The 8,825-nt window shown below is 71.5% G+C and carries 9 protein-coding genes; 4 read left to right on the top strand and 5 right to left on the bottom strand.

Annotated features, from left to right (window positions below):
* Positions 1–109 precede the first annotated feature (109 nt).
* Positions 110–907, top strand: coding sequence for a DUF4253 domain-containing protein (locus tag AZE13_RS29100; protein ID WP_079124492.1), 798 nt, complete (start codon positions 110–112; stop codon positions 905–907).
* A gap of 9 nt (positions 908–916) precedes the next feature.
* On the opposite strand, the gene AZE13_RS37210 is transcribed toward AZE13_RS29100, so the two are convergent.
* On the bottom strand, positions 917–1,081 hold the full coding sequence (locus AZE13_RS37210; RefSeq protein ID WP_181690483.1) for a hypothetical protein: 165 nt from the start codon (positions 1,079–1,081) through the stop codon (positions 917–919).
* A 281-nt stretch (positions 1,082–1,362) separates the two neighbouring features.
* On the opposite strand from AZE13_RS37210, the gene AZE13_RS29105 reads away from it, so the two are divergent.
* Together AZE13_RS29105 and AZE13_RS29110 are read left to right on the top strand one after the other, a co-directional pair.
* Complete coding sequence (locus tag AZE13_RS29105) at positions 1,363–2,106, top strand: hypothetical protein (RefSeq protein ID WP_258528057.1); 744 nt, start codon at positions 1,363–1,365, stop codon at positions 2,104–2,106.
* A gap of 92 nt (positions 2,107–2,198) precedes the next feature.
* Entirely contained in the window at positions 2,199–3,260 is a 1,062-nt protein-coding gene (locus AZE13_RS29110; RefSeq protein WP_066938471.1) for a polyprenyl synthetase family protein, read from the top strand.
* Positions 3,261–3,272: 12 nt separating this feature from the next.
* On the opposite strand, the gene AZE13_RS29115 is transcribed toward AZE13_RS29110, so the two are convergent.
* Positions 3,273–4,181 carry a terpene synthase family protein gene (locus tag AZE13_RS29115; RefSeq protein ID WP_147264753.1) on the bottom strand — a complete coding sequence of 303 codons (909 nt, stop codon included), beginning with the start codon at positions 4,179–4,181 and terminating at the stop codon, positions 3,273–3,275.
* Positions 4,182–4,660: 479 nt separating this feature from the next.
* Between AZE13_RS29115 and AZE13_RS37600 the strand changes: the two genes are divergently transcribed.
* Positions 4,661–7,099 carry an NACHT domain-containing protein gene (locus AZE13_RS37600; RefSeq protein ID WP_220127614.1) on the top strand — a complete coding sequence of 813 codons (2,439 nt, stop codon included), beginning with the start codon at positions 4,661–4,663 and terminating at the stop codon, positions 7,097–7,099.
* Between the two features lie 234 nt (positions 7,100–7,333).
* Here AZE13_RS37600 and AZE13_RS29125 read toward each other — a convergent pair whose 3' ends face one another.
* The 3 genes from AZE13_RS29125 to AZE13_RS29135 all read right to left on the bottom strand — a co-directional run bounded on the left by AZE13_RS29125 (position 7,334) and on the right by AZE13_RS29135 (position 8,597).
* Positions 7,334–7,684: a GNAT family N-acetyltransferase gene (locus tag AZE13_RS29125; protein WP_066938476.1), complete on the bottom strand. Its 351-nt coding sequence runs from the start codon at positions 7,682–7,684 to the stop codon at positions 7,334–7,336.
* A gap of 106 nt (positions 7,685–7,790) precedes the next feature.
* The gene (locus AZE13_RS29130; RefSeq protein ID WP_066938479.1) at positions 7,791–8,201 is read right to left on the bottom strand and encodes an RNHCP domain-containing protein; all 411 of its coding nucleotides are present in this window, start codon (positions 8,199–8,201) and stop codon (positions 7,791–7,793) included.
* Positions 8,202–8,228: 27 nt separating this feature from the next.
* On the bottom strand, positions 8,229–8,597 hold the full coding sequence (locus AZE13_RS29135; RefSeq protein ID WP_066938482.1) for an RNHCP domain-containing protein: 369 nt from the start codon (positions 8,595–8,597) through the stop codon (positions 8,229–8,231).
* Positions 8,598–8,825: the final 228 nt, after the last annotated feature.

Below are 8,825 nucleotides of genomic sequence, written 5' to 3' on the forward strand. Positions count from 1 at the left end.
CACGGCCAACCATACGCACGGCCGGACGCATCGGAACCGGGCGGCTCGGCGCCAAACAGCTCAGCGCCGACCAGCTCAGCGTCGGACACATCGGAGCTAGCCTCACACCATGACGCTTACCGCGGAACAGCTTCCCAGGGGACTGCCACCGGGCCGCCTGGTGGTGCCGGACGCACAGTTCGCCGGCCCCGCCGCGCCCAACCCGGTGCTGTGGGTATCGGAGAAGCCCCTGCCCGAGGCGGAGGCCGGACCCCGCTGGGGCGAACTGCTCCGGCAGCACCGGGTGACCGGACTATGGCCCCTGCTGCTGGGCGCACTGACCGACACCCACGGCACCACCCTGCGGCCATGGCACAACGGCGAGCTCGCGCCGATGCCCACCACTGCGCCGGATGAGGTGAACGTGGCCGAACTCTGCGCCGTCGAATGGGAAGATCTGACCGAGGAGGGTCTGCAGCCGGTGCCCTACCCGGCCTGGCCTGGTATGGCACCGCCGGCCGAGCCGGAGGGCGACCCCGATCAGCGGGCGGTGGCGCTCGCGGGCAGCCGTGAAGCCGCAAGTGCCTTGCTCCCCGGCAGCGGCCACGGACCCTACCTCGGCCTGGTCGCCGCCCCCGATGGCGCCACAGCCCTCACCACGTGCGGCTGGCGGCCAGAGGTGGGAGCCGAGACCATCGCAGCGATGGTACGCAGCTGGCAGCACCGCTTCGGCGCACGGCTGTGCGCGCTGGGCGGTGTTGCCACGCTCGCCCTGACGGTCGCATGGCCGCCCCGCAGCCGGGAACACGCCCGCCATGTCGCCGCCGAGCACGTCGCCTTCTGCCCGGACCTCCTCCAACTCCACGACTTCGAGACGTACGCGGCCGCCCTCGTCGACGCCCCGGTGTGGACACTGTGGTGGGACTGACCGCAACGATCACGCGAAGCCGCCCTGCACGGCGACGTTCCGGCTCTGCACCGAGGAATCCCCGGACAACGACTCGACCACGCTGCTCTTCTCCGCTACCGGTCGGTCCCCTGTTCTCCGGCCGCGATCACGGTTGAGGGGCTCAAGCTCGCCGCCCGCCTCGGCTTCCAGCACATGAGCACCTTCGAGGCACACGACGCGGAGCAGACCCTCGCCTCGACCAGCCTGCACTCATTCAAAGCCTGAACGGCACGCGATACGAGCACCACCACGCCCCACCGACCCGGACGAGGCTGCGGCGACTGTGCTGGAGGCCCTCGAATCGGGCGGACCGGCCGGGCTGCTGGCCAAAGTGCAGCGCATCGGCATCATCGGAGTGGGCGAGACCGGCCGGGCCATTGTCGAGGGCCTTCGCAACGGGGGCAGTGCGTCACCAGACGTCTCCCTCTCTCCCCGTGGGGCCCCCACCGCCGGAACTGTCCGAGCGCTTCGAGGGCGTCCATGTACGCGCCGATAACCAGGGGGTGCTGGACCGCTCCGAGTTGGCGATCACCGCCGTGCGCCGCCAGGACCACCGCGAGGCGCTCGCCGGGCTGAAGGTGAACGACGACAAGACCGTGGTCAACCTGATGGCCGGCGTCGTCACCGACGACCTGCGCCGAACCCTCGCCACCGGTGCCCCGATCGTCCGTGCCATCCCGCTGCCCGCCGTGCGTGAGCGCCGCTCCGTCACGGTGACCTGCCCCTCGCACCCGGTGGTGGACTCTCTCTTTGAACAGCTGGGCGGCGCGCTCCCCGTCGCGGACGAGAGCTCCTTCAACATCTTCTCTGCACTGACCGGGACGCTCACCGCCCACTACGCCTACCTCGCCGCGCTCACCTCGTGGACCACCGGCCATGCCCCAAAGGCAACAACGAGCGCATCCGAACCACCTGGTTCGATCCGGCCAACGCCGCAGCCCTCAAGAAGGCCTTGGACGGCCTCCTCGCCGATCTGGAGTAAAAGCGTCCGGCTGGGACATGCATCCGGACGGGAGCGGCGACTCCGACGCCGTCGAACAGCACGCCTAACCCGAAGTATGACGCACAGCCCGGCTCTCCCCGCCCCGGCGCCCATCGACCCGGACTCGCACACCCCGCACTCGCACGCCCCGCGCTGCCGGGTCATCTTCCAGCACGACCAGCGGGCAGTTCCGTGATTCGCCCGTGCATCGTGCTGCTCTCGGGTGGATAAGGATGCCGGCTGGAAGACAGACGATCAGGTATCGCCGTTGCGGGATGGAGAGAGCGCGTGGATGTTGATCAACCGCTGGTGTCCAGTGATGTGAAACCCAGGGAGGCGGTGCTGGCCGAGGCACGGGACATGCTGCTGCCGCGATTACGGGAGTGCGTGGGATGGCTGGCCGAGCCGGTCCGCACCATGGCCACCTACCACTTCGGCTGGACGGACCGGCACGGTGAGCCCGTGGAACTCACCGGCTCCAGCCTGCGATTGGGCACCCTGGTCCTGCTCAGCGCCACTCTGGACGGCGGACCGTGGGAACGAGCCCGCGATGCCGCCGTGGCATGGACGCTGATGGGCAACCAGACGCTCATCCACGACGACATCCTCGACAAGGACCAGGTACGGCGTGACCGCCCGGCCCTGTGGGCAGAATTCGGGACTCCCGCCGCGGTGCAGGCGGGGGATGCGCTGCTCGCCCTGGCCTTCGAGGCCCTGGCCGCTCGGCCGGGGCCGCATACCGCGGAAGCCGTGCGGGTGCTCGCCGCGGCGGCGCACGAAGTGTGTGCGGGGCAAGTGCTCGACGTGCAGCTCGAGGACTGCCCTGGCGCCACCTTCGAGGAGGCTCTCGGCGTGGTCGAGGCCAAGACCTCCAGCCTGCTGCGCTGTGTCTGCCGCCTCGGCGCACTGCATTCGGCCGCGACCCGCGACCAGGTGGACGCCATCACGGAGTTCGGCGGTCATGTGGGTGTGGCGTGGCAGCTCCTCGACGACTTCGAGGACGTATGGGGCGATCCCGGCCAGGAGACCGAGCCGCCGCGTTCGGACCTGCGGACCCGCAAGAAGACGCTGGCCGTCCTCACGGCGCTCCGCTCCGATCACCCCTGCCGGGACGAGCTCTCGGCCTTCTACCGCAGCACCCACCCTGCCGGTGACGACGAGCTCCGGCACGTCGCTGCCCTCATCGAGCGGTGTGGCGGCAGGGCGTGGTGCGAGGCCGAGATCGACCGCCGACTGGCGGCGGCCCGCAGAAGTCTGCAGCATGCCGCGCCCGTCACCAGGATCCGGCGCGGCATCGCGGACTACACGTCCTTCATCACCCGCCGCTCGTTGGCCCCCGGCGCCCGGTAAGCCCTGTCGCCTTCAGGCGCTGCCGTCGACGGCTTCGGCCATGGACGGCAGCGCCGCGGCGTAGGCCGGACCGTCCCGGTGGAACTCGGGTGCGTAGCGGCCGCTGTGCCGGTACCAGTCGTAGTTGGCCCGCACCATCGTCCCGATCCCGCCCAGGAAGAGCTCCGCCGCCCGGCGTTGTTCGGCGCTGAGGGAGAACGCCTCGTACACCGCCGGGAGGTCGAGCTGGAGCCGCTGCCAGCGGTCGATCGCGGCACGTGCCATCTCCACCACCTCCGCGACGGCCTCGCCACGGGACATCCCACGCTCGCGCCGCAGCAGAACGACGGTGTTGTGCAGCCGGCCGGTCGACTCGTCCACCGCCAGCGAGAACACATCATTGAGCATGCCCAGGCAGTCCCCACAGGCCTCCTGGATGCCCTGCCACTGCACGCTGTCCCACAGCTCTTCGGGGACCTCGAACCCACCGGCAGCTTCGACCAGATCGCTGAAGGCGCCGGCCCCGATCCACGCCCGGCGCACCTGCAGGTGGTCGTGCAGCGGCTGAGCCCCGCCCCGGGCCCGGTCCGCTGCCAGGGCGATGGCCCCGGAGAACCACAAGCGCCAGTGCCCGGCCGCACGGCGCCGCCACTCCTCCGACATCCCCGCGCACTGCCGGGCCCACACATCGGCCCAGGCCGCCACCAGCGGATGACCAGCACCGTGGCTGCGGCCCAGAGGGCCGGCCGTGATGGCGATGAGCTCCCGCACCACGCCGGCCACCTGCTGCGGGTCCCCGCCCAACTCCCCATCGAGCTGATCGTTGACGAAGACGGCCCACGCCAACGTGTCGAGAGCCATATCCAGCCGCGGCCCCACGGCAGTGGGGTAGAGCCTCATGGCGAACTCGGCGAGCCCCATGGTCAGATACCGCTCGGTCATCTCACCAGTTCTCAGCAGCCCGTGCCCCGATAACCAGTCCACGTTCCGCCGTGTCACCGCATCCTGGTCCTCCGGACTGATCCTGGACGGAAACGGGATAGCGAACTCCACCCCATGCATGCCTGCCACGGCGTCCTCCCACCACACGTCGAACCCCTCCCACGACTGCCCGCACAGCGCGGGTGTGGGCAGTGGGCCCATCTTCGAACCGAAGGCTATCGGCGGGACGTCGCGCATCCGGCCGCGCTCGCGGACCGCGGCCGGCGCAGTCCGTGACCTCGCCGACGTCCACACCACGGCCCGGCACCGCTCCTTCGCTCTTTCGCAACTCCCCGATACCGGAGGTGCCCCGGGGTCCGGGCGCTGGACGGGCGCCGTTTGTGCGCCGTACGCGCCCTTCTGCGCCCGCACTCGCCTGTGCCACCCTTTTGCGCCGGGCCGACGGCACTGTGGTCGGCGGATGCGAGGGGAGTTTCTGGGTGCGGACCCGGCGTGCTGGGTTGATCTATCTGGCGTTGGTAGTGGTGGGGTTGTCGGGGGCGTTGGGGCTGGCCTATTCGCACCGGCTGGGGGTCGCGACGACGGTGGTGACGCTGCTGCCGACGCTCGCCGGGTCGTACCTCGCGTGGGCGACGTTCCGCTCCGACCGTTCCGAAGCGGCCGCAGACCGGGAGCTGGGCCAGATCGCCGATCGGCTGGCCGGTGCCGTGCGCCGCCAGTGGGAGGCCGAGGCGGAGGTGCGGCGGCTCAACGATCCGTATCCGTTGCCGGTGTCCTGGGCCGCGGCGTCCGCCGACCTGGTCGAGGAGTGGGAACGGCTGGAGTCGACCGCGGCCGGCTGGCCGGGCGGCGGACCGGCCGAGCGGGCCGGCTGGGCCGCCGGCCCCGGGGAACTCGCCGGTGCGGACGGGGAGATCGCGGCGGTGGTGCTGCAACGGGTGCCCACGGGGCGACTGGTGGTCCTCGGCGCACCGGGTTCGGGCAAGACCATGCTGCTGGTCCGGCTGTTGCTGGCGCTGGTCGAGCGGCGGGCGGCCGGTGGCGCGGTCCCGGTGCTGTTCTCGCTCTCGTCGTGGAATCCGGCCGAGCAGCGGCTGGACGAATGGATGGCCGAGCAGCTCGTGCAGGACTACGCGGGGCTGAGCGAGTCGGCCCCGGGCTCGCTGGACCGGATGACCTGTGCGCAGGCGCTGCTGGCGCACCGGTTGGTCTTCCCCGTCCTGGACGGCTTCGACGAGATCCCCGCGGCGGTACGCACCGCCGCGCTGGACCGGATCAATGCGGCGCTGCCCCTGGGGCAGGGTGTGGTGCTGTCCAGCAGGGCCCAGGAGTACCGGGAGGCGCTCTCCCCCGCGTCGGCCATCCCGGCCCGGCTCGCCGGGGCGGCTGGGGTCGAACTCCAGCCGCTGCGGCCGGAGGCGGTGGCCGCCTACCTCCGGCGCGACTCTGGCGGTACGGGCACCGCCGCGGCGGCACGCTGGGATCCCGTACTGGCCCGGCTCGGTGCCCGGACGGCACCGGTCGCCCGGACTCTGCGCACGCCGCTGATGCTCTTCTTGGCCCGCACCATCTACAACCCACGCCCCGGTGAACACAGCGGGTCGCTGCCCGACCCGGCGGAACTGTGCGACACCGCCCGCTTCCCCACCCGTACCGAGCTCGAACGGCACCTCTTCGACGCCTTCATCCCGGCGGCCTACCGGCCCCATCCGGATCCCGTCCGGCACTCCCGCTGGCAGGCGGCCCAGGCGCAGCGCTGGCTGGCCTTCCTCGGCAACCATTTGGAACACCGGCTGCGCGGGACGACCGACCTGGCGTGGTGGCAGCTGCGGTATGCGGTACGCGTTCCGCTCGTCGGCCTGGTCTTCGGGCTGGCGAGCGCGGTGGCCGGCGGGCTGGTGGCGGGGCTGGGGGCCGGTATCGGCATCGGTTTCGGCACCGGGCTGGGGACCGGCATCCTGCTCGGCTTCGGTGTGGGGCTGCCGGTGCGGCGGTTGAGCGGGGCGGGCCATGGACCGTTGAGCGGCCTGGCCGGCGGGCTGGCGGGCGGGCTCGTCGGCGGTGTGGCGGCGGGGCTGGCGAGCCTGATCGGCATCGGACTCGCGGTCGGCCCCGGGGGCGGGATCGCGGCCGGGCTGGGGGTGGGGCTGGCGGTCGGGCCGGCGAGCGGTCCGCGCGGGGGCCTGGCCGGCGGGTTCGCCGGCGGGGCGGTGGCCGGCATGATGTCCGGGCTGGGGCCGGGAGTTCCGTCCGGCATCGTCAACGGCATCGGGATCGGGCTGGCGGCCGGGCTCACCGCCGTGCTGGCGGGGCGGTCCGACCCGGCGCAGCGGCTGCACTGGTCCCCGGTCGGCCTGACCACCGGTCTCGCGGTCGGGCTGGCGCTGGGGCTGGCCGCCGCCGTCGTCGCGGGGCCCGCGGCCGGTCTGACGGTGGGCCTGGTCGCCGGGGCCGTCACCACGCTGATCGCCGGGCTCGCCGGGGCGCCCACGAATCTGACGACGGCCGGCGACCCGCGGGCGGTACTGGCCCGCGACTTCCGCACCTTCGGGGTGATCGCCCTGGCGGCCGCCCTGGCGATCGGCATGATGACCGACCTGGTGACCGGACTGGCGGTGACCACGGAGAACCAACTGGCCACCAACCCGGCCGTGTTGATCACCGCAGGCCTGGCCCCCGGCTTCTGGATGGGTCTGGTCGCCGGCCTCGCCCTCGGCTTCGCCCAGGCCGCCTGGGGGTCGTTCGCGATCGTCCGCTGCTGGCTGGCGCTGCGGGGCCGGCTGCCCTGGCGCCTGATGAGCTTCCTGGCCGACGCCCACGTACAACGCGGAGTCCTACGACAGGTGGGCGCGGTCTACCAGTTCCGCCACGCCGAGCTGCAGCGCCGACTGGCCGCCGGGAGTGACGAGGCTTACTGATCGTTTCAGGATGAGTTGGGTCACGGGCCTTGCGCTTGGAGGTCTCGGTCGTCAGGGTTTCCGGGGTATTTGGTGATCTTGTTCCTCACGACGGCCCACGGTTCCGGACTGGGCAAGGTGCGCTGGGTGGTCGAGCGTGCCGGCCCGTTCACGACCTGACGGGGCGGGCTCGATTCCCGTCCTGCGCTTCATGGCGAAACCCCAGGTCAGAGACCTGGGTTTTCGCTGCTTCGGCTATTCCGGCTGGTAGGCGCTGATCGCGTCGGCCATCGGCTTGCTGAAGGTCATGTCACCGTAGGGGATCGGGCCGCCGTCGAGGGAGACGACCATCTTGGCCTCGTCGGGGCCGACGCTCAGGGTGCAGGTGACTCCATGGGCATCGGCGCGTTCGAAGCCGAACCGCGGGTAGTACGCCGGGTGTCCGAGGACGGTGACGGTGCGCTCGCCCAGGGCGCGGGCGGCGTCGAGGCCGGCGCGGATGAGGGTGCTGCCGACGAGGTCGGCGTCTTCGGGGGAGCCGAAGGCGGCGGTGATCACCTCGCGCACGCGGTCGGTGTCGTGGAAGGTCTCGGTCCTGATCTTCACTGCGGGGATGTTCCGTTTCTCTGGTCGTTGAAGTCGTGGTCGAGGGTGGGGCCGTGGGGAGGGGCGCGGCTGCGGGCGCGCCCCGGCCGGGGCCGCCGCACCCGGGTCACAGAGTGAGCAGGGTGCGGCTGGCGGCCTTGGGGTCGGCGAGGGGTCTGAGGGCGAGGCGGACCAGGGCGAGCGGGTTGTCGTCGCCCGCGATGCGGTTGGCGCTGAGTTCGCCGCAGGTGGCGCACTGGTGGATGATCATCCACTCGCCGTCATTACGGACGGACATGCCCAGTGCCTCCATCCGGCCGCGGCAGTCGGCGTCGCGGTCGCCGGGGATCTTCCGGTCGACGTGCAGGCTGGCCAGGCAGTTGGGGCAGTGGTTGCGGTGGGCGGTGCCGGGTGCGTCCAGGGAGACGTCGAGCCGGCATGAGGCGCAGCGGAAGTCATTGGCCCGGTGGCCGTCCTGGGTGTGCAGCACGTCCTTGTGCCGCTGCGGACGGCGCCGCCCACGGTTGTTGCGGGACATGGTGGTGCTCCTTTCCTTCTCGGACGGTCAGAGGGTTCCGAACGCTTCGAGCGGGAAGGGCGGTTGGGCCAGCGGGCGGACGGCCATGCGCATCAGGATGAGCTGGTTGTCGTCCGCGCAGACCGGGTTGGAGGTGAGCTCGTCGCAGCACACACAGCGGTGGATCACCATCCAGTCACCGGTGCGGAGCACGGCGATGGCGATCGGGGACATCCGGCCCTCGCAGTCGCTCGGACCGTCCACGACGTGGTCGAGGACGTGCCGGGAGTGCAGGCAGGACGGGCAGTGGTTGCGCGGCGCGCCGTCGGCGGCGTACGCGGACACGGTCAGACCGCACCACGCGCAGGCGAAGGTGCTGAGGCTGAGAGTGTTGTTGGTGGTGGTGTGGCTGGACACCCGGGTGCTCCTTGCTGGGAAGTCGATCAAGACAGCAAGAGCAGGCCGAGTGGCCTCGTCAGAGGGCAGCCCAATGACGCCGTAGGACGTCGAACAGGCAGGTCAGAGCACCGGAGGACACGTCCGGCAGCGGCCCGGAGAAACGGGCGGCGGAAGACTGCGGACGGTTACACGGTACGGCGAGGCGCACTCGGCGCGGGCCGGGACATCAAACACCCTTTTCTAGGG

The sequence above is a fragment of the Streptomyces sp. NBRC 110611 genome (assembly GCF_001590865.1).
Lineage (GTDB): Bacteria > Actinomycetota > Actinomycetes > Streptomycetales > Streptomycetaceae > Streptomyces.